The sequence below is a fragment of the Streptomyces sp. NPDC051109 genome, assembly GCF_044455885.1.
Classification (GTDB): domain Bacteria; phylum Actinomycetota; class Actinomycetes; order Streptomycetales; family Streptomycetaceae; genus Streptomyces.
In genome coordinates, this window is sequence record NZ_JBITFF010000032.1 from 37,713 (window position 1) to 58,192 (window position 20,480).

The 20,480-nt window shown below is 72.3% G+C and carries 17 protein-coding genes and 2 pseudogenes; 10 read left to right on the top strand and 9 right to left on the bottom strand.

Annotated elements, in window-relative coordinates; all coding sequences use genetic code 11:
* Positions 1-49 precede the first annotated feature (49 nt).
* The 7 genes from ACIBAD_RS34545 to ACIBAD_RS34575 all read left to right on the top strand — a co-directional run bounded on the left by ACIBAD_RS34545 (position 50) and on the right by ACIBAD_RS34575 (position 6,507).
* Positions 50-781: a class I SAM-dependent methyltransferase gene (locus ACIBAD_RS34545; RefSeq protein ID WP_134068641.1), complete on the top strand. Its 732-nt coding sequence runs from the start codon at positions 50-52 to the stop codon at positions 779-781.
* A 4-nt stretch (positions 782-785) separates the two neighbouring features.
* Positions 786-1,631, top strand: coding sequence for a hypothetical protein (locus ACIBAD_RS34550; RefSeq protein ID WP_398910789.1), 846 nt, complete (start codon positions 786-788; stop codon positions 1,629-1,631).
* The gene (locus ACIBAD_RS34555) at positions 1,628-3,649 is read left to right on the top strand and encodes a hypothetical protein (RefSeq protein ID WP_398910791.1); all 2,022 of its coding nucleotides are present in this window, start codon (positions 1,628-1,630) and stop codon (positions 3,647-3,649) included. The genes ACIBAD_RS34550 and ACIBAD_RS34555 overlap by 4 nt, the downstream gene beginning before the upstream one ends.
* Entirely contained in the window at positions 3,646-4,338 is a 693-nt protein-coding gene (gene gntA, locus ACIBAD_RS34560) for a guanitoxin biosynthesis heme-dependent pre-guanitoxin N-hydroxylase GntA (RefSeq protein WP_398910793.1), read from the top strand. The genes ACIBAD_RS34555 and gntA overlap by 4 nt, the downstream gene beginning before the upstream one ends.
* Positions 4,339-4,532: 194 nt before the next feature.
* Positions 4,533-5,912 (top strand): helix-turn-helix transcriptional regulator, encoded by a 1,380-nt coding sequence (locus tag ACIBAD_RS34565; RefSeq protein ID WP_134068637.1) that lies wholly within the window; start codon positions 4,533-4,535, stop codon positions 5,910-5,912.
* 122 nt (positions 5,913-6,034) lie between these two features.
* The gene (locus ACIBAD_RS34570; RefSeq protein WP_134068636.1) at positions 6,035-6,250 is read left to right on the top strand and encodes a hypothetical protein; all 216 of its coding nucleotides are present in this window, start codon (positions 6,035-6,037) and stop codon (positions 6,248-6,250) included.
* Positions 6,251-6,330: 80 nt separating this feature from the next.
* A complete protein-coding gene (locus ACIBAD_RS34575; protein WP_166681973.1) occupies positions 6,331-6,507 on the top strand; it encodes a hypothetical protein in 177 nt (58 codons plus the stop codon).
* 98 nt (positions 6,508-6,605) lie between these two features.
* Here the strand turns inward: ACIBAD_RS34575 and ACIBAD_RS34580 are convergent, their stop codons facing one another.
* Positions 6,606-9,569 (bottom strand): AfsR/SARP family transcriptional regulator, encoded by a 2,964-nt coding sequence (locus ACIBAD_RS34580; RefSeq protein ID WP_398910796.1) that lies wholly within the window; start codon positions 9,567-9,569, stop codon positions 6,606-6,608.
* 227 nt (positions 9,570-9,796) lie between these two features.
* Complete coding sequence (locus ACIBAD_RS34585; RefSeq protein WP_398910798.1) at positions 9,797-10,042, bottom strand: SRPBCC family protein; 246 nt, start codon at positions 10,040-10,042, stop codon at positions 9,797-9,799.
* Between the two features lie 183 nt (positions 10,043-10,225).
* Between ACIBAD_RS34585 and ACIBAD_RS34590 the strand changes: the two are divergent.
* Positions 10,226-10,384 (top strand): annotated as a pseudogene (locus tag ACIBAD_RS34590) (MerR family DNA-binding transcriptional regulator); the annotation flags it as partial.
* Positions 10,385-10,519: 135 nt separating this feature from the next.
* Entirely contained in the window at positions 10,520-11,290 is a 771-nt protein-coding gene (locus tag ACIBAD_RS34595; RefSeq protein WP_398910809.1) for a B12-binding domain-containing protein, read from the top strand.
* A 107-nt stretch (positions 11,291-11,397) separates the two neighbouring features.
* On the opposite strand, the gene ACIBAD_RS34600 is transcribed toward ACIBAD_RS34595, so the two are convergent.
* The 6 genes from ACIBAD_RS34600 to ACIBAD_RS34625 form a co-directional block, all read right to left on the bottom strand.
* Positions 11,398-12,222 carry a DUF1295 domain-containing protein gene (locus ACIBAD_RS34600; RefSeq protein ID WP_134068634.1) on the bottom strand — a complete coding sequence of 275 codons (825 nt, stop codon included), beginning with the start codon at positions 12,220-12,222 and terminating at the stop codon, positions 11,398-11,400.
* On the bottom strand, positions 12,219-13,544 hold the full coding sequence (locus ACIBAD_RS34605) for a class I SAM-dependent methyltransferase (RefSeq protein WP_398910800.1): 1,326 nt from the start codon (positions 13,542-13,544) through the stop codon (positions 12,219-12,221). Before ACIBAD_RS34605 ends, ACIBAD_RS34600 begins: the two co-directional genes overlap by 4 nt.
* Positions 13,541-14,293: a DUF1365 domain-containing protein gene (locus ACIBAD_RS34610; RefSeq protein ID WP_398910802.1), complete on the bottom strand. Its 753-nt coding sequence runs from the start codon at positions 14,291-14,293 to the stop codon at positions 13,541-13,543. Before ACIBAD_RS34610 ends, ACIBAD_RS34605 begins: the two co-directional genes overlap by 4 nt.
* Positions 14,290-15,546 carry an NAD(P)/FAD-dependent oxidoreductase gene (locus ACIBAD_RS34615; protein WP_398910804.1) on the bottom strand — a complete coding sequence of 419 codons (1,257 nt, stop codon included), beginning with the start codon at positions 15,544-15,546 and terminating at the stop codon, positions 14,290-14,292. The genes ACIBAD_RS34610 and ACIBAD_RS34615 overlap by 4 nt, the downstream gene beginning before the upstream one ends.
* 99 nt (positions 15,547-15,645) lie before the next feature.
* Positions 15,646-16,644: a sigma-70 family RNA polymerase sigma factor gene (locus ACIBAD_RS34620; protein ID WP_398910806.1), complete on the bottom strand. Its 999-nt coding sequence runs from the start codon at positions 16,642-16,644 to the stop codon at positions 15,646-15,648.
* A 390-nt stretch (positions 16,645-17,034) separates the two neighbouring features.
* Positions 17,035-17,529 carry a MarR family transcriptional regulator gene (locus tag ACIBAD_RS34625; protein ID WP_166681972.1) on the bottom strand — a complete coding sequence of 165 codons (495 nt, stop codon included), beginning with the start codon at positions 17,527-17,529 and terminating at the stop codon, positions 17,035-17,037.
* 103 nt (positions 17,530-17,632) lie between these two features.
* Here ACIBAD_RS34625 and ACIBAD_RS34630 point away from each other — a divergent pair.
* Positions 17,633-19,160: pseudogene (locus tag ACIBAD_RS34630) on the top strand (MMPL family transporter).
* A gap of 439 nt (positions 19,161-19,599) precedes the next feature.
* Here ACIBAD_RS34630 and ACIBAD_RS34635 read toward each other — a convergent pair.
* Positions 19,600-19,989: an ATP-binding protein gene (locus ACIBAD_RS34635; protein WP_134068628.1), complete on the bottom strand. Its 390-nt coding sequence runs from the start codon at positions 19,987-19,989 to the stop codon at positions 19,600-19,602.
* Between the last annotated feature and the right edge of the window lie 491 nt (positions 19,990-20,480).

Below are 20,480 nucleotides of genomic sequence, written 5' to 3' on the forward strand. Positions count from 1 at the left end.
CCACCGCCCGACCCCACCGCACCACCCGGACCACGAGAAAGGCCACACCATGACCGACTGGAAGCCCGAGACGTACGGCCCCCGCTGGAAGAGCGTGTACGACGAGATCGACTGGCCGCAGCCCGAGGGAGCCGTCGACTTCCTCGCCAAGCGCGTCGGCGGCGGCCGGGCCCTCGAACTCGCCATCGGGACCGGCCGCGTCGCCCTCCCGCTCGCGCAGCGCGGCGTCCCCCTCGACGGGCTCGACGCGTCCCCCGAGATCGTCGACGTGATGCGCACCAAGCCCGGCGGCGACTCGATCGAGGTGTCCATAGGCAACATCGCCGACTTCACCTCCGAGCGCCGCTACTCGCTCATCTTCCTGCTGCTCAACTCGCTCTACGCGTTGCAGACCCAGGAGGAGCAGATCCAGTGCTTCGAATCGGTGGCCGCCCACCTGGAGCCCGGCGGCCTCTTCGTCGTCGAGACCTTCGTGCCCGACCCCACCCGCTTCCGCTTCAACGGCCGCGCCCACGTGTACGACGTCGGACTCGACCACGTCCGCATCGAGGCCGACACCTTCGACCGGGCCACCCAGCACATCAAGGAGAACCACGTCGAGATCCGGGAGGACGGCATCAAGCTCTACCCGGCCTTCCTGCGGTACACGTGGCCCTCCGAGCTCGACCTCATGGCCCGGATCGCCGGACTCGAACTCAGCGAGCGCTGGGGCGACTGGGGCAACGTCCCCTACGACACGTACTCCGAGAACCACATCGGCGTCTACCGCAAGGCGGCCTGACACCGTGCCGGACGAACGGGCCCCCGCCGCCCTGACCCCGGAGGTGGCCGGCGCCCGCTGCGACCCCGGGCTGCCGCCGGCCGGGCCGCACACCGGGAGGCCCCACCCGGTGGCGGCCCTCGTGGACCGGATCGGGGACCTGTTCGTGCCGCTCGGCTTCGATGTCGTCGACCTGCCCCTGCTGGAGTCGGCCCACGACAACTTCGACGTGCTCGGCTACCCGCAAGACCACCCGACCCGGACCCGGCTGAGCTTCTTCCCGGCCCCCGGCCTGGTCCTGCGCACCCACGCCACATCCGGCGGCCCGCAGGCCATGCGGGCGGCCGCCCCCGGGCCGCTGCGCACCCTGCTCGTGGGCACCTGCTTCCGCAACGAACTCTCCTCCCCCTACTCGGGCTCCCAGTTCACCCAGATCGACGGACTGGTGGTCCAGCCGGGCGCGGGCCTGCCGGACCTCATGGGGCTATTCGACCGTCTGGTGTCCGGCCTGTTCGGACAAGGACATCCGTGGCGCGTGCGCCGCGGCGACTACCCGTTCGCCTCACCCGGGTTCGCCGTGGACGTGGCCTGCCCCCGCTGCGCCCCGGGCTGCGACGAGTGCGAGGGCCGCGGACGCATCGAGATCGGCGCCGGCGGCCTGCTGCGCGACGAGGTGCTCACCGCCGGGGGCTACGACCCGCACGAGGTCGTGGGACTGAGCTTCGGCTGCTCCGTCGAGCGCCTGCTCAGACTCACCCACGGACTGACCGACATCCGGGAACTGCTGGTCAACGACGTGCGCCTGCTGGAGCAGTTCGACCGCGCCGGGCTGCCGGCGGGGCCGCCGCAGAAAGGAACCGACCGACCGTGAAGATCCCCCTCGCCTGGCTGGAGCAGGAGTGCGCAGGCCCCGTCGACCGCGCCGCCCTCCTGGACCACCTCCACGAGAGCGGAGCTCGCGCAGGGTTGCACGCCGATCGCGTGGTGGAGGTCCTGCCGCCGCCCGAGCTCGCCCACCTCGGCTCCGTCCTGGGACTGGCCGCCGAGGTCCGCGCCCGCAACGCGGCCGGGCCGACCGGGCGCCGGCGGTCGGCACCCCTGCGGTCGGCGCCCCTGTCGGACGGCCTCGTCCTGGCGGCGGAGGACGGCCTCCCCGGCCGGGTGGCGGCCGCCGTCGTCCGGCTCCCGGGCGAGGTCCGCCTGCGGGACGCGGCAGCCGAGCGGCTGCGGGCGGCGGGCGTGCCGCTCACCGGGACCGTGGCCGACCTGGCGGCGTACGTCGGGTTCGAGACGGGGCAGCCCCTCGGCGCCGCCGACGCCGGGGAACTCGACCTCACCGGTCTGCGACTGGGCTCCGCCGATCCCGCCGATCCCGCCGATCCCGCGGATCCCGCCGGACCGCCCACCGGAGGACTGCTGCTTCGCGCCGGCGAACGCACCGTGGCCGTCCTGGGACGGGACACCCCGGCGGCAGCCGTCCCCGCCGACGGCCGCGACACCCTGGTGTGGGCCTGGTGGCTCGACCCGGCGGCAGCGCACCCCGCTGCCGGGGCCGGCCCGTACCCCGGCCCTGACGGGCCGCCAGCCGTACGGGGACACGACCCGCTGTCCTGCGACCGGGCGGTGGCCCGCCTCGTCGCGCTCGTCACCGACTGGGCGGGGGGCACCGTCACGGCGGCCGGAGGGGCCGGCGCGTCCGCGCCCGCACCGCGCGTGCTGCGCCCGGACCCCGGCGAACTGCGCCGCCTGGTCGACCCGGACCTCGACCTCGCGACGCTGGCCGCCCTCCTGACTGCCGGCGGAGCGGTCGTCGCGCCTCCCGAGGAAGGCCGCCCGCTGCACGTCACGGTGCCCGCCGCCCGGCCGGACCTGGACGGTGTCCGCGCGCTGGCGGGGGAGGCCGCCCGGGTCCGCGGCTACCCGACCCTGCCGCGCCGGCTGCCGCCCTCCGCCGCCGGCCCGTGGCCGGACCGGGGGCGCCTGCTGCGCCGCGGCCTCACCACGGCCGCCCTGAGACGGGGGCTGCAGCAGGTCACCACCCCCGTGCTGCTGCGCTCCGGCGAGCCCCTCCACGCGGTCGGCACCCCACCGGCGGCCGAGCCCGTCACCGTGCACGGGCGGGCCGGACTGCGCGCCATGCGGGTGCGCGGTTCGCTGCTGCCCGGCCTGCTCGTCGTCGCGGGCCGAGCGCTGAGCCGGACCGGAGCGGCCCACGTCTTCGAAGTCGGCCAGGTCCCGCACTCCGCCGCGCTCGGGGACGAGTCCTGGCGGTTCGCCGCCGTCCTCGCCGGAGCCGTCGCGCCCCCGTCCCTGGTCGAACCCCGGCCGCGGGCCGCGGGCTTCGCCGACCTGAACGGCCTCCTGCGGACGGCGGCCGCCGCGGCCGGCCACGAGGCATTCGAGCTGACGCCCGAACCCCACGCGGAGTTCGCGGCGGGCGCCTCCTTCACCGTCCGCGTCCGCGGCACCGCGGTGGGCCGGGCCGGGGTCCTCTCCGAGGAGACCGCGGCCCTCGCCGGCGCCGCGGGGGAGCGGGTGTGCTGCGCCGAACTCGACCTGGACCTGCTGGGCGGCCCCGCGCCGGTCCCGCCCACCGTGCGGATCCCGGAGCCGCTCCCGCCGCCCGCGTTCAACGTCAGCGTCGTCGTGCCCGAGGCCGTCTCGGCCGGTGAGGTGCTGCGGGTCGTCGCCCGGGCCGGCGGCACCGAGGACCGGCGCGTCGCGGTGAAGGACCTGCTGCAGGGCGGGCAGGTGCCCACGGGGCACCTTTCGCTCACCTTACGCGCGGAGTTCCTCCGTACGGACGACGGCCCCCTGCGCGACGAACGCCGCCGCCGCCGAGAAGCGGTCCTGGGGGCGCTCGCCGACCGCGGCTGGAGCGGGCGATGACGCAACGGGACACGCCCGGCCGCGAGCACCCCGGGCACGCCGAAGAGGTCGTGGAGCGCTTCACCGCATGGCTGCGCGCCGACACGTTCACCTGCCTCGGCGCCCGCGCCGCACTCCAGCGCGGTGAACTGGCCACCGGCGTCTACGGGACCCTGGGCGACCGCGAGGACCTGCACCGGCTCCGCACGGACCTCGTACGGTTCGTCACCGGCCCACTGGCGGGCCCCGGACGCTTCCACTCCTTCGCGGCCATCTTCACGCGGTCCGATCCGGCGGACGAGGAGGTGTTCGAGGAGCTGCTCTGGCGGCAGCTGACCGCACTCCACCGGGCCGACCGCGCGGACCACCCGTGGGCCCACGAGGTCTCGCCCGACCCGCGCGACCCCCGGTTCGGGATCAGCGTCGGTGGCCACCCCTTCTTCGTCATCGGCCTGCACCGCCGCGCCTCGCGCATCTCGCGGCGCTTCGCCCATCCCGTCCTGGTCTTCAATTCCCACCGCCAGTTCGCCGAACTCAAGCGCACCGGCGTCCACCAGGGAATGCAGACGAAAATACGCGGCAAGGAAGTGGCGCTCCAGGGCGATGTGAATCCGATGCTCGCCGAGCACGGCGAGATCTCCGAGGCACGGCAGTACTCCGGCCGCGCGGTCCCCCCGCACTGGACGTGCCCGTTCGACCGGCACGACTGAAGCCTGCGCCACCGGCCGGACCCGTACCGGACCGACCACCGGGCCGACCGCCGCGCCCCCGCCCGCCCCCGAGGGCCGGCTCCAGCACGCCGGCGACTGACGCACCACCGGGTCCGACCTGGTACCGCCCGGTCTTGACCGAGTATATTCACTCGTTCTGTCCCGCAGTCAGTCACAATGAAGGGGAAGCCGCCATGGCGGAATCGCAGGCTCTGGGGTCACGGATCCGCCGACTGCGCCGGGAGGCGGGCCTGTCGCAGATGGACCTGGCCGGCACGGAGCTCTCCCCGAGCTACATCTCGCTGCTGGAGGCCGGCAAGCGGACCCCCTCCCCGGAGGTGCTGGAGCAGATCGCCGCCCGGCTCGGCTGCCCGCCCGAGCACCTGCTGGAGATGGTGGCGACCGATCGGCCCGACACCCTCCAGACCGATCTGCGCTACGCGGAGATCAGCTTGCGCAACGGCGATCCGAAGACCGCGCTGGACACGTTCACCGCGGTCCGCGACGCGGCCGCCGCCCAGGGCAAGGACGGCGTCCGGCTCTCCGCCGAGTACGGCGTGGCCCAGGCGCTTGAGCACGACGGCCGGCTGGAGGAGGCCGCCGAGCGCTACCAGGCGCTGCTCGACCAAGCCGGGTACGGGCAGTCACTGGTGCCGCGGCTCGCGGTCGCGGTGGCGCTGTGCCGCTGCCACCGCGAGATGGGCGACCTCGCCCACGCCGTCGACCTGGCCACCACCACCCTGGAGGAGGCCCGCAGACTCCGGATCACCCCGACGGTGCTGGGTGTCGAACTGCTGGCCACACTCGTCGGACTGCACTGCGAACGCGGCGATCTGCACCGGGCCGCCGCGCTGGCCCGGACCGCCATCGAGGAGGCCGAGGGGGTCAGTGACCGCAAGGCCCTGGGCGCCGCGTACTGGAACGCCGGTGTGGTGGCGCACCGCAGCGGTGAGTCCGCCGACGCCCTGCTCCTGTTGGAGCGCGCCCTGGCCATCTACTCCGAGGGTGACGACGCCCGTGCCCTGTCCCGGCTGCGCAACGCCTACGCTTCGGTGCTCATGCAGTCGGAGACCGGCGACATCGCGGAGGCCAGGGCGCAGCTGACACGGAGCGCGGAGGCCCTCGCCGACCACGGCAGCACCGTCGACATGGCCTACTGCGAGACCTCGCTGGCCCGCGCCTGCCTGCTGGAGTCCGACGCCCCCCAGGCGGAGCGGCACGCCCGCCGGGCCTTGGAGCTGCTGGGCTCCGGGCACCGGCTGGAGACGGCCCGGACCCTTCTGGTGCTGGCGGGCGCCCAACTGCAGCTCGGCGAAGAGGCGGCGGCCGAAGCCGGCTGCGAGCGGGCCGCGCTCCTGCTGGAGGCCTCCGAAGCCGACCGGCAGGCCGCGTCCGCGTGGAACGACCTCGGGGAGCTGCTGGAGCGCTCCGGTCGCACCGAGCGGGCCTTGTGGGCGTACCGGCAGAGCCTGCGCTGCCTCGGCCAGCGCAGCAGCCTGCTGCCCGCCGCCGGCGCATCCACCGGGGCCTCCGGCAGCGGCGACCTCGGTCAACAGGGTTCGGCCCGGGCATAGATCGGTTGCTGATCTTGTGTTGATCGTCGGCGACTAGCGTCGGACACGACAGGCCGGGACGGGCCGCAACCCTCTCCGCTTCCCTCTCCCCGGTCCACGCCCCGACGAAAGTAGCGCTCCGCATGTCGCACGTCCCCAGCCGCTCCACCGGTGCCCCCACCCTCCGGGGCGCCGCCACCAGTCCTTCCCCCCGGCTGACGGCCCGCGCGGTGGTCCTGGCCCTGCTGCTGGCCCTGTGCCCCGTCCACATCGCCCTCGCCTCGACGGCGGACCGTGACGTCCCGCCGACCGAGCATCAGAGCCTGCGCCCCGAGGGCGACATCCCGCTGTGCTGCTGACGCGACCCGCCGGCACCACCGCAACGCCCCCCCACACCCACCGGTGGACCACCGGTGGTGACCGTCAAGGAGGACCACCCATGTCCAAGCTGCCCACTGCCCGCCCCGCCCTCGGCCTGCTGACCCTTCTGGCCGCGGCCGTCCTGGGCCTCGCGGGAGCCGGTTCCGCCCTCGACCTCGTCGCGGCGGGCGATGGCCGCACCATCGCCGTCAATAACACCGGGTCGGACTTCACGCCGCCGGGACCCCTCATGTGACCCACGCTCCAGGGACGGCCGTCCGGCGGCGCGGGTACCCCCGAGCCGGGCGGCTGTTCCACACCCGGAATCCCCGTCCCCCGTAACGGGAACCCCGGTCAGGCCAAGGTGGCCAGCAGCTCCGACACATCGGCCGCGTCGGGCAGCCCGAGCCGTGTGAAGACGCCGTGGGCCTGCTCCAGCTGCTCCCTGGCCCGGTACGTCTCACCCAGGTCCGCAAGCGCCCGCCCCATCGCCACCGAAGCCTGCGCCCGGTCGCGCTCCGAGCACGCCTCCTCGCAGCGCTCGACCGCCGCGGCCGCGTGCTCCACCGCCTCCGGCACCCGCCCGGTCCGCCGCAGCGTCTCCGCCAGCCGGTACAGCACCTGGGCCTCCCGCTCCCGCAGCCCGGCCGCCCGGCACACCGCCAGCGCCTCGCCGTAGCGCACCACCGCCTCCTCGAAGCGGCCCACCCCGTGCAGCGCCAACCCGAGCACGTACAACGCGTACGCCGCCCCGACCTGGTCCTCCAACTCGTCCATGACCAACAGCGCGGACTCACAAGCGGGAACCGCCTCCGCGGGAGACCCGCTGCGCACCCGGGCCAGCGCCGCGTTGACGCTCGTCACCGCCGCACCGGACCGGTGGCCCAGGGTGTGCGCGAGGGCGATCGCCTCGTCGTAGCAGGCCGTCGCCTCCTCGAAGCGGCGGAGGAACTGGGCGACCAGCCCCAGGTCGTTGAGGGCTTGGCGGAGCGTGTACACGTCGCCCGCGGCACGGGCCGCCGCCACGGACAGCTCGGCGTGCCGCCCCGCCTCCTCGATCCTGTCCGCACGCAGGGCGATGCCGCTGCACAGCATCCGCGACCGCCCGATGGTCCGCCGGCAGCCGTTCAGCTCCGCGGCCTCGGTCAGCGCCAGCGCCACCGGCGCCATCCGCTCGCACCAGACGGCGGGGGTGAACGGGCTGACGGCGAGCATCAGGTCGACCGCACCGGCGAGCCGGTCCCCGGCCGCGTCCGGCAGCCGCAGGGCGACGGTGCTCAGCGCGGCCGCCATCAGGCCGTCGATCTCGGTCACCACCCAGGCCCGGGCGGCGTGCACGTCGCCGAACTCCAGCCCGACCGAGCGCAGCGGACCGAACGCGTTCGCCACCGCGTCGCCGGGGATCGCGTGCGGGAAGGCGCTGGCGGCCGTCGCCAGCAGGAAGTCCAGCAGTCTGCCGAAGGACTCCGCCGCCTCCGCGGGGTCGTGCGACTCGGCACGCTGCCGGGCGAAGACCCGCACCAGGTCGTGGAAACCGTAGCGGCCGGGCTTGGCCGACTCCACCATCGCGGCATCGGTCAGCGACTCCAGCAGGTCCTCCGCCGTCGATTCGTCGACGCCCAGTGCCGCGGCGGCCGTCGGCACCCCGATGTCCGCCGCACCGGCCAGGGAGACCAACCGGAACGCCCTCGCCTGGGCGTCGGTGAGCTGCTGGTAGCCCAGTTCGAAGACGGCGTCGATGGCCAGCGTGCCGATCCGCAGCTCGGCGATGCGCCGCTGCTCGTCCGCCAGGCGCGCGGTCAGCGTCGCCACCGGCCACGAGGGCCGGGCCGACAGCCGGGCGGCCACGATCCGCACCGCGAGGGGCAGATGACCGCAGGCCTCGACCAGCCGCAGCGCCTCCTCCCGCTGCGCGGCCAGCCGCTCCCGGCCGATGATCGCCCCGATCAGCTCCAGTGCCTCGTCGGTGCGGAACGGCTCCAGCAGCAGCTGGGACGTCAAGGGCAGGTCGAACATGGGCGACCTGCTCGTGATGACGACGGCGCAACTGGGTGACCCGGGGATGAGTTCGCGGACCTGGGCGGCGTCCCGGGCGTTGTCCAGGACGATCAGCAGCCGCCGCCCGTCGATCAGCGACCGGAAGAGCCTGCCCCGGTCCTCGACGCCGTCCGGCACCTGGTCCTCCGGCACCCCCAGGGCCGCCAGGAACCCGGCCAGGACGAAACCCGGTTTCGCCGGGTCGGGCCCGTTGCCCCGCAGATCGGCATGGAGCTGGCCGTCCGGGTAGTGGGAGCGCGCGCGATGGGCGACGTACAAGGCGAGGCAGGTCTTGCCGACGCCCCCCATCCCCGCGGCGGCCAGCACGACCGGCGTCCGGCGCACCGGCTCGGTCAGCAGCGCGTGCCAGACGTCGACCTGATCGCGCCGTCCGACGAAGTCCGGCGCGTCGTACGGCAGCTGGGCGGGCACCACGCCCTCGGTCCCGGCCCCCACCACGCCCGGCCCCGGCGACGGCTCCGACGCTGACGCCGCAACCGGCGGCACCGGCTCCGGCCCTGCCTGCACGGGATCGCCGACGAGGATCCGACGGTGCACCTCGGTCAGCTCCGGCCCGGGCTCGATGCCCTGTTCCTCGATCAGCAGGTCCCGCACCCGCCCGAACACCGCCAGGGCATCGGCCTGCCGCCCGGCCTTGTGCAGCGCCCGCATCAGCAGGCCGTAGGGACGCTCCCGCAGCGGGTGCGCCTCGGTCAGTTCGACCAGATCCGGAATGGCCGAGCGGTGCCGGCCCAGCGCCAGGGCGAGCTCGAAGTGCTCCTCGCACAAGGTCAGCCGCAACTCCTCCAGGCGGACCCGCTGCCGTTCCGCGAACGGCCCAGGCACCCCGGCCAGGGGCTCCGCCTGCCACAGCTCCAGCGCCTGCGCCAGCAGCCGGGCGCCCTCCGCCGTCCGGCCGTCGGAGTTGGCGCGCGATGCCGCGGCCGCCAGCCCTTCCGCCCGGCAGAGGTCCAGTGCCCCGTCGGGCACCGTCAGCCGGTAGCCGTCACCGGCCAGTGCCAGGGCGGTCGGCGCGGCGTCCTCCGGCTCCAGCAGCTTCCGCAGCCGCCACACGTACGTGCGGACGGTGGTCACGGCGCGGGCGGGCGGCTCGTCCCCCCACAGCGCCCCGACGATCTGCGTCATGGAGACGGGCTGGTTCCTCCGCAGCAGCAGGAGCGACAGTAACGCCTGCTGCTGCGGCGGCCCCACCCTCAGCTCGACGTCCCCCCGGTAGGCGCGTACCGCGCCGAGTATCTCGAATCGGAATGCTCCAGCCACTGGTGGTTCTCCTCGCAACAATCAGTACCAACACAGGCAGGTCACGCCTGTGGTCCTCTACAAGACGCGATTCGCCGGGTCGAGGATCCACCTCTTGGGCCGTGAGGTGATGACGACAATGAAACGTCGCCGCGGTCCAGACGACGGTACGGGGATGCGAGAAGGGGGAGGGCTGCGGCGGGGGGAGTGGCCGCTGCGCCCGGTCGCCGGTCCTGCAGCGCAGGAATTCAGCGAGCCATGACACGGGGCAGGGCTGAGGCCACGTCGTCCGCGAGACGGTTGACGTCGCGGGTGCGCCCGCGGAAGCGGGAGACGTTGCGCCAGCGCGAGCCCGGCCCCGATGCCCCTGGGGCAAGAGGGACGCAGGAGACGGTGGCGGGATCCCACTCCTGAGTGTGCGCGAAGTCCGCGAGGTAGACCACCGCGTCATGCATCGGGCATGGAATGAGCATGGTGCGCGCAACCTGGATCACGGTCGCCTCCTCGGAGGATTGTCGCTTTCGTCTAAAGTTCTTCTGGTCGTTGCCGTTCCTCGGATGCACTGCCTCTGTGCTCTCTCGTCCTGCGATCCGGCGGCTTCACAAGCGGATGTCCTCCAGGGCGGGGAAGTGCCGCTCTCCGACTCGCATCGATCGCGCGTTTGTAGAATGGGCGCCATGGCCGAATCGTCCCTCGGTGTCACGACTGGTGCGGTGGCACGGCGCCTGGGGGTCTCACCGACTACGGTGCGTTCCTGGGAACAGCGGTACGGAATCGGACCAGCGGTACGCGAAGGTGGCAGGCACCGGCGGTGGATGCCGGGCGACGTGGCGATGCTGGAAGAAATGTGCCGACTCACCTCGTCCGGGATCCCTCCGGCTGAGGCCGCTCGGGCAGCTGCGACCTTGCGCCGTGAGCCCGGTCCGGCCGTCGGTGTTCAGCCACCTCCGCCTGCGGCGCAGGAAGCGGTCGTGCTGCCGGACGGCCCGCAGCAACGTCAGGGCGGTCCGGGTAGTGGGCTGCCCCTCGGTGAGGTGCGTCAAGAATGCCGCGGCCTGGCGCGTGCAGCCGTGCGGCTCGACAGCCCGGCCATGGATTCCCTGTTGCAGCAGACCATGCAGGCTCACGGCCTGCTGATCGCGTGGGAGGAGGTGATGGCGCCGACACTGCATGCGGTGGGGCGCAAGTGGGAGTCCACCGATGATCGGTACGTCGAGGTGGAACACCTGCTGTCGTGGCATGTCTCGACCGTGCTGCGGCGAGCGGCGGTGACCGCGCCCCTGGTCTCGGCCCACGTTGCACCGGTGGTGCTGGCCTGTCTTCCCGGGGAGCAACACACGCTGCCGTTGGAGGCACTTGCCGCCGGACTGGCCGAACGAGGTCTGCCGACGCGCATGTTCGGCGCGGCGGTGCCGGCGGAGGCCCTGCGGGCCGCTGTGGGCCGGTCCGGTCCGAAGGCTGTCGTGCTGTGGTCACAGTCCCGCTCGACAGCGGACAACACTCTGGCACGCCAGGTGGCGTCGACGGCGTTCGGCCTCAAGGGAGCACGGACGACTCCTCTGGTTCTGCTCGCGGGCCCAGGGTGGTCGGTGCGGGCCGCGACCGCAGGTATGCGGCGTCCTCTCGGGCTGCGGGAAGCCCTGAACGCGATTTCCGCGCTCTACGCGGAGGCGGACGCGGTCGTCGCAGCCGGCGAGACGACGCCCGGCCCTGCTGCCCCGGCCTCCACGTCGCTGTGTTGACCGGGATGCCGCCGTGGCGTTCGCGGAACCGGACGAGGGCGGAGACGACGTCCTGGGCGGCGTCGGCCCGGATGCCGTTCCAGAGGCCCACGTGAACCTTCTGATCTTCAACGCGGCCGGTCCGCAGGGCTGGGCGGCCGCGGAGGCCGGGGGAAGAACCCGCTGGTGCGGGCCTTGTAGTCGGCGTACCCGGGGCGGTCGGCCATGTGCGCTTCGAGCAGGCGCTTGCCGCTGCCCTTGATCAGCAGGGCGCTCATCAAGAGCGGGGAGACGAGGGTCGCGGCCGCGGTCTGCCAGGTGGCGCAGGCCGTCAGGTAAAGGCCCCACCAGACGAGGAAGTCGCCGAAGTAGTTGGGGTGGCGCGTCCAGGCCCACAAGCCGCGGTCCATGATGCGTCCCCGGTTCGCGGGGTCGGCCTTGAAGCGGGCGAGTTGGTGGTCGCCGAGCGCCTCGAAGAACAGTCCGGCGGCCCACAGCGCCAGCCCCAGCGCGGCCGCCGTGTCCAAGGCCCGGGGGACCAGAACGGCGACCTGGACGGGCAGGGAGACCAGCCAGACGAGGGAGCCCTGGAGAAGGTAGATGCTGCGCAGGGCGTACACGTGCTGGTTGCCGCGTGCCCGGGCGAGCATGCGGGCATAGCGCGGATCCTCTCCCTGTCCCCGTCCGCGCCGTGCGATGTGTACCGCGAGGCGCAGCCCCCAGACGACGGTGGCAAGGGCCACCACGGTCCTTCGTGCAGGGTCGCCGTGGCCGGCCGAGAGGATCCAGGCGACGGCGGCGACGGAGGCAAAGGCCAGGCCCCAGGCGCTGTCGACGATCCGGTGCACCCCTTTGGCCGTGCCCACGGCAAACGTGACCAGCATGACGGTGAGCGCTGTGCCCGCCGATGCGGCGAGGACGGCGGCGAGGGCTCCCGTGTCAACGGAGCTCATGACAGTGGCCCGTTCGTGGATTCGTGTGCCGCTGTCCCGTCGGTGAGCACGAGCTGGCGGACATCGAGGTAGCGGGAGCGGAAGCCGGCCTCGGAATAGGCGAGGTAGAGCTCCCACATCCTTCGGAAAGCATCGTCGAAGCCGAGGGCGGTCACCTCGGCGGACCGGTCGAGGAAACGCTCACGCCACAGGCGGAGCGTTTCCGCGTAGTGGTCGCCGTAGCCGCTGTCGTGGACGATGGACAGTCCGGCGGCCGCGCTGTGCTCCGCGATGGCCTCCCTGGAGGGGATGAGGCCTCCGGGAAAGACGTACTTGCTGATCCAGGTGTGCGTGCGGGCGGTGTTCAGCATCCGCTCGTGGGGCATGGTGATGGCCTGGAGTACGGCACGGCCGCCGGGGGCCAGCAGGCTGCGCAGGGCGCCGAAGTAGGCGGGCCAGTAGGCGGCTCCGACGGCTTCGATCATCTCGACGCTCACGACGGCGTCGTACCTGCCCTCGACACGACGGTAGTCGCACAGCTCGACGTTGACCCGGTCTGCGACCCCGGCATCCGCGATGCGCTTCAGGGCCGACTCGCGTTGCTCCCGGGAGAGGGTGACGGTGCGGACGCGGGCGCCACGCGCGGCGGCGCGGATGGCGAGTTCACCCCAGCCCGTGCCGATCTCCAGGAAGTGGGAGCCCGGTCCGGTGCCCGCGAGGTCGAGAAGCCGGTCGATCTTGCGATGCTGCGCCGCGGGCAGATCCGCGATGCCGGCCGGAAGAGAGGTGAAGACGGCCGAGGAGTAGGTGAGGGTCGGATCGAGGAAGGTGGCGAAGAGCTCGTTGGACAGGTCGTAGTGCCGGTGGATATTGCGGCGGGCTCCGTCGACGGTGTTCAGGTCGGAGGCCGGGCGGCGGCGGACCCAGACGCCCCGCAAACGGCGCAGAGCCTGCGGCACGAGTTCGTCCACGTGGCTGGCGAGGACGGTCAGCACCTCGACCAGGTCATCGCTGTCCCATTCGCCCGCCATATAGGACTCGCCGAAGCCGATCAGGCCGTCCGCGCCGATCCGCCGGTAGAAGGATTCAGGATCGCGCAGAGTCAGTGTCGGCAGGCAGCCCGCACTTCCCTCGGGCTGCGGCGGAACCTTCGTCCCGACGCCGGCGATCCGCACCCGCAATGGCAGTCGGTGAAAGGCGCGCTCCACGATCCGGCGGGCGACGTGTGTGCGCAGGGCCGATGCGCGAGGCAGGCGGGCGACCTCGGGCCAGCGCGTGGCGTCCACCAGGTGACGGCCGGCGCGGGCGTCGCCGTGGGGAGCGGGAGGAAGGGTGAGGGTCACGGCGCGTCTTCCTGGACGGGGTGGGCCGGGCGGGTGGGCCGCGGCTGGACGGGGAGGCCTTTGAGGTAGAGGCGGATGCCGAGCGACACTCCGGCGGTGGACCACGGGTTGCGCAGCAGGGCCGCGACCAGGGCGCGGGTTCCGGCAGGACGGTGCGTTCCGCGGACGGTGGCGGTCAGAGGGCGCGAACCGTCTGCTTGGCAGAGCTGGACGGTCAAGTCGATGCGTTCGCCCGGCAGCGGCAGCCTCATCCGGTAGCTGCCCTCGACGCCGAAGAAGGGTGACACGTAGAAGTCCTTGGGCACCTCGTCACGGGCTTGGGCGTCAGGGTGCAGGAGGTAGCAGTGGCGTTCGCCGTAGGTGTTGTGGACCTCGGCGACGACACAGACGAGGCTGCCGGACATGTCGTGGCACCAGTACAGGGTCAGGGGGTTGAAGACATGTCCCAGAACGCGTGCGTGGGCCAGCATGAGAACCCGCCCGTCGGCGCGGATTCCCCGGGCGGCGAGGTGGGCGTCGACCCCGGCGCGCAGGGTGGGCGCGTCGCCCGTGAAGTGGTCGCGGGCGTCGAAGCGGGCGAGCGGGCGCAGGATGCGGGGCATGACCGGAAGGTCGTCCAGGTCGACCAGCCACATGTACGTCCGATGCCCGAGGGCGTACCTGAAGGGCGAGGACCGCACGTGCCTCACCTCGACCGCGTACAGGGCGGGGACCTGTGGTGGTGCCGGGCGGGCGGGGGCGGAGGTCACCACGTCACCCCGAGGTGTCTGGCCGCCTCGGCGCCCGAGCGGCAGCCGTCCTCGTGGAAACCCCATCCGTGATAGGCGCCCGCGAAGACGGTGACGCCGGTGTGGAGGGTGGGCAGCAGCCGCTGCGCCGCCACCGACTCGGCTGTGTGGAGCGGGTGTTCATAGACCGTCCGGGCCAGGACGGTGCTCTCGTCGATCCGGGTACCGGGGTTGAGCGTGACGATGTGCGGCTCCCGGCCGGGTAGCCGCTGAAGCCGGTTCATGTCATAGCTGACCTGGACGGAACCGGGCCGGGCCGAGCAGGAAGGGAGCCAGTAGTTCCACGACGCCCGGGCATGGCCGGAGCGGGGCAGCAGCGAGGTGTCACGGTGCAGCACGGTCGGATTGCGGGAGTAGGCGAAGGCACCGAGGACACGGCGCTCTTGCTCCGTAGGGTCGGCCAACAGGCGAAGTGCCTGGTCGGGGTGGACGGCGATGACGACCGCGGCGTGCGCGGCCGACTCTCCGTCCTCGGTGAACAGGCGCACGCGGTCGGCTCCGCGCACGACCTTGCGGACCGGTGTGGAGGCCAGAACGCGGGCCGGGGACTTGGCGGCCCGCTCGACGTAGGCCTTGGATCCTCCGGTGACGGTCTTCCACTGCGGGGACCCCGTGACCGACAGCAGTCCGTGGTGGTCCAGGAACCGGAAGAGGTACGCGGCAGGGTACTGCAGGGTGGTGGCCGGCGCGCAGGACCAGACGGCCGCAACCAGGGGGATGGCGAAGTGGCTGACGAAGTAGGACGAGAAGCGGTGCTCGCGCAGGAAGCCACCCAGAGTGGAGGCCGTGTCTTCGGCGGCGAGCAGCCGGCGGGCGGCGCGATGGAACCGGGGCACGTCGGCGAGCATCAGCAGGTGGCGTCCGCGGAGCAGGTTGGCTCCGCCCAGGAGCCCCAGCGGGCCTCGGGCGCCGGCGTACTCAAGGCCGCAGCCGTCGCACCGCACCGACATGCTCATCTCGGAGTCCTGGGTGGTCACGCCCAGCTCACGAAAGAGGCGGTTCAGGTGGGGATAGGTGCGGTCGTTGTGGACGATGAAACCGGTGTCCACGCTGACCGTTCCGCCACCCCTGGTCGGGACTTCGTGGGTGTGCGCGTGGCCGCCGAGCCGGTCATCCGCCTCGTAGAGGACCACGTCCTGGCTCCGGGACAAGATGTGCGCGGCCGTGAGTCCGGACACGCCTGCCCCCACCACCGCGATGCTTCTTCGGTCCATTCCGTCCACCCTGGTGTCTTGGACCTGGGAAACGCTGTTTCCACGGCCCGGATCTCATCTGGTGATGTGGTGCGGCGCCCCGCTGAATGGGTGCGCTTGTCAGCGCCCGGCTTCCACGGCGTCTGCGCCCACGCGGAGGCGGAGCCGTCGCATGCCCCGCCGGGCGTGGCTCTTGACGCTGCCGAGTGGCATGCCGGTGCGGTCGGCGATCTGTGCCTGGGTGAGATCGGCGAAGTAGGCAAGGGCCAGAACGTCGCGCTGGACCTGCGGCAGCCGGGCGAGTTCCCTGGTGATCACGATCCGGTCGATCACCTGCTCGGGTCCCCCGACCGTCTCATCGCGGCGATGCCTGCCCGCCGCGGCCACGAGCTCCAGGCGCCGGGTTCGCGCGCTCAGGGCATCCACCGTCTTGAGCCGGGTGATGCCCATGAGCCACGCCAGCAGCGTGCCGCGATCAGGGCGGAACCCGGCTCGCCCTCGCCATGCGGCGACGAACACCTGCTGGGCGACATCCTCCGCCTCGAGCGCGTCGCCCAGGGCGCGCCGGGCGTACGCGTGAACGAGACGGCTCCACCGCCGGTATGCCAGCGACAGCCACCGCTCATCGCCGCGGACGAGCAGCGAGGCGATCTCCGCGTCCGAGACCGGATCGTCGGCGAGCCGTGGCCAGGCTCCTGCCGGTCGGCCGACGTTGCCGCCTCGCGTCAGTGGTGCACTCATGACGCCTCCTCCTTCGCCTCGCCAGGTAGATCGCGTCCGCCGGAGGGGAGAGCCGGCGCGGGAGGACGACAACCTCCGCAATCCGGCGGACGCGATGCGATCAGGGTCATCGGGCCGGAGCGGTCTGATCAACTTGCAGCGTTTCTGCATTGAATCCGGACGGTCAGGCGAGGCGCCGGCCCGAAGCGCCCGGTCGAGGATCCGGTTCGGGCGGATGTCCGTGCCGGCATCGGCCACGCCATGCCAGTGCAGCCGGTTGTTGGCCGCATCGCCGTCCACCAGCGGGCTCGGGAAGTGGCGGGCGCCCTCACGCCATTCGATGCAGAGGGTCCTGGTGGGGAACGAGGCGACGATGAGCCGGCCCGGCTCTGGCTCCACCCCTCAAGGGCGAGCCGGCGCATGGCGGCGTCACACCAGCACACCCGGCGGATGAACGCGGCCGCACCCGCGCCCCCGTGCCGGCTTGCGTGGAGCACCACCTCGCCGGCCGACAGCGTTCCGAAGTGCAGGTGCGCGGGGAGCCGGAGGTGGCGTCCCCCGCTGGCTCGTCATGCCGCTCCTCGCAGGGATCGACGTGCTGCGACGGCAAGGACCGCAACTCCTTGCGGCGCCTCCCCGTCGCCTCCGACAGCCAGCGATGGCGAGCGCGAACCGTGTGCCTTTACTCCGCGCCCGCGGCCGCAGCCCGTCTTCCCTGCCCTTGGCGGTCCCCTGTCGGGGCGGACGTGTCCCAGGGGGCTCGTTTGCCTCGGGCAGACGGGCGGGGGCTCACCGCCTTACGAGGGTGAGCTGATGGTTCATCTCGGCGAGGAAGCGCACCACCACGTGGAGTTCGTCGTCACTGAAGCGTGCGCGGGCGGCGTCGGTGCCTTGGGCCAGGGGGCGAAAGTAGTCCCGGGCGACCTGTTTGGCTGCCTGGGCGTAGTGCAGGTGGACCACCCGGCGGTCGTCGGCGGCCCGGACACGGCGGATGTGGCCGGTCTTCTCCAGTCGGTCCAGGCATGCGGTCATGGCGCCGGAGGTGAGGTTCATCTGTTTGCGGAGCCGGCCCGGGGTCATGGGGCCGGCCTCTTCGGCGTCGTCTGCGTCCAGCACGGCGATGAGCGCCTGGACGTCCGTGAGGTGGAGGCCCTGGGCGTGGGCGAACTCCTGCGCGATGCGGTTGAACTCTGCGTTCATCCGGCGCAGCAAGACAGCGAACGACTGCAACCCGATCGGGTCGTCGGCCGGAAGTGAAGACGAGGGGCTGTCGGTGTCGCGCATGACCACAGCATATAGTCTCTCGATGATTTACATTCTTTATGAATGACTTAATCTCTCGGGCAAGGGGCTCACGTTGAAGAAGACACCGCGCTGGGCCCGCTGGATCGCGCCGCTCGCGCTGCTGATCGTGTGGCTCGGCATCGGCGGGACGCTGGGACCGTACGCGGGGAAGCTGGGCGAGGTCGCCACCAACGACCAGGCGGCGTTCCTGCCGCGCAACGCCGAGTCCACGCAGGCCCTCGAAGCCCGCAAGGCGTTCGAAACGTCGCCGTCCATCCCCGCCGTCATCGTCTGGACGGCGAACGGCAACCCGGTCACCGCCGAACAGCATGAGGCCGCCACCCGAGCGGTGACCGCTCTCGTCGGCAAACCCGGCATCGCCGCTCCGCCCTCCCCGGCCCTCCTTTCCGCCGACGGCCAAGCGCTCCAGGCCGTCGTGCCGCTGGCCACCAACCTGGGCGAGGAGATGCCGGCGGTCCTGCAGGAGGTGCGGCAGGCCGCTCAGCAGGTAACGGGGACCACCGTCCAGATCGCCGGCCCCGCGGCCAGCCAGGCGGACCTGGCCGATGCGTTCGCCGGGGGCACCACGGTGGGTGTGGATGTCCACCGCGCTCCTGCTCGCGGTACTTGCAGGGTTCTCGTCCACACTGTCGTCCAAGGGAGTGCCACTGGACGAGATCTTCGTCAACGAAGCCCCCTCGGTCAGTGCCCAGCAGACCCTGGCCCGGCATTTCCCCGGTGGATCAGGCAACCCGGCCGTGATCATCACCAATGCCGGCAGAGCCGCTGAAGTACGAGCGGCCGCCGAATCCACGGACGGCGTCGCAACCGTCACCCCGGTCACCGCAACCGGCCGACCGGGAACCGGGGATCCGCTCGTCGTGGACGGCCGGGTGCGCCTGGACGCCACGCTCGACGCCGCAGCCGACAGCGACGCCGCAAAGGAGGCGATCCAGCGGCTGCGCGACGAGGTGCACGCACTCCCCGGCGCCGAAGCCCTGGTCGGCGGCTATACCGCTCAGCAGTACGACACCCAGCAGACCGCGGCCCGCGACCGCACCGTCATCGTCCCGATCGTCCTCGGCATCATCCTGCTGATCCTGATCGCACTCCTGCGCTCCGTACTCGTGCCCGTCCTGCTCGTCGCGACGGTCGCCCTCAACTTCCTTGCGACGCTGGGGGTGTCCGCCCTCGTCTTCGAATACCTGCTGGGCTTCACCGGCACGGACGCCTCCGTACCGCTCTACGGCTTCGTGTTCCGCGTCGCCCTCGGCGTCGACTACAACATCTTCCTCATGTCCCGCGTCCGCGAGGAAGCCCTCACCCACGGCACGCGCCAGGGCGTCCTGCGCGGGCTCACCACCACGGGAGGCGTCATCACCTCCGCCGGCGTCGTCCTCGCCGCGACCTTCGCCGCATTGATGGTGATCCCCCTGGCCTTCCTCGTCCAGATCGCCTTCATCGTCGCCTTCGGCGTCCTGCTCGACACTCTCGTCGTGCGCTCACTGCTGGTACCGGCCCTCGTCATTGACATCGGCCCCCGCGCCTGGTGGCCCAGCGCACTGGCTCGCCCCGCCGCGTCGCACGTACCTGATGCAGCACCGCTGTTGCGGGGGGACAACGAGCCGTAGCCTCGCGGCCCCTGCGCGGGCTTCGGGCATCTCTTCCAGCGGGAGAGAAGGCGGACCGGCACCGGAGGCAGCCCGCCTGGGGCAAGGAAGCCGGCCGGTGCGCCGGATACCGAACCCCACCGAGCCGCATCACGCCGAGTCCGAGCGTCCTGGGCGACGGTGGTCGCTGGTCGACAAGGCCCCGATCTTCGCAGCGATGGGCGAACTCGGCCCCGGACTCGGTCCATCCGGTGGAGGTCACCGTTTCCTGCGTGATCACCGAGGCAGCGGCCTGCCGCAGGGCAACGAGCCCGTCACCGTCTCCGTTTCACCGCCTGGGGCTGCCGCCCGGCCCGGCGGCGGCCGTGGGTAGGTGGATGCCCCCGTCCGGGCGGCTTCAGCTGGGTTCCGGGCAAGGCGCATGCCACGCCGACCGTGTCGGCGTCGGTGGGCGGGGTGCTCAGAGCGGGAGGAGGACGCGGACGGTCTTGCCGCCTTCGGGCCCGGGCCGGACGTCGCTGGCGAGGGAGACGTCGTTGATCATGTGCCAGCCGAACCCCCCGGTGCCGTCGTCAAGGTCGGGGGTGCGCATGCGGGGCAGCTCGGGGCTCGTGTCCTGGACGGCGACTTCGATGGTGTCGGGGTGGGTGGTCAGGCGCAGGGTGTAGGTGCCGCCGCCGTGGCGCACGGCGTTGGTGACGAGTTCGGAGACGACCAGGACCACGCTGTCCGCGGCGTCCGGACCGACGGCCGGCCGCAGAGCCCCGAGGAAGCCCCGGGCTGCCTCACGGGCCTCGGCGACAGCGCCCGCGGAACGGGCGGCTGGGGCGGCGATGCTCAACGTGTCCATCAGGTGCTCCCTGCTGTGTGACCGTCGATGCCATGTGCCTGCCCGCCAGTTGTGCCCTGGTCCGCTACCGGCGAACCGCGTCGGCTGCGATTTTCTCGTTACAGAGCACCCGAAAATCTATGGCGGCGGGAGTAGACATTGGGCTGCAGCGTGGTTATGGTTTCTCTCGTAGCCCGAAGAGATCGAAGGGCCCGGCAGAGACGAACTGCCGGGCAGCGAGACCGCAGTACCCGTAGTTGCAGTGCGCAGGACGGTGCGGTGACGGAGTGTCGAAGCCAGGTTTGTTGCAGGACGGCGACGGGACTGGTGACCGGACCGGGTGGCCCGCAGTGATCAGGGGCCGCCACAAGCAGTACCGCAGTTGATGCAGTGGCAGTACCCGTAGTGAGTGCAGTCGGCAGTACCCAGCAGTGAAGTCAGTGAGCAGTACCTCGGTGAAGGCGTCGGCTGCGGGCGCGCGCACCGGGAGGTTCGGCAGTGGGGTTCTAAGC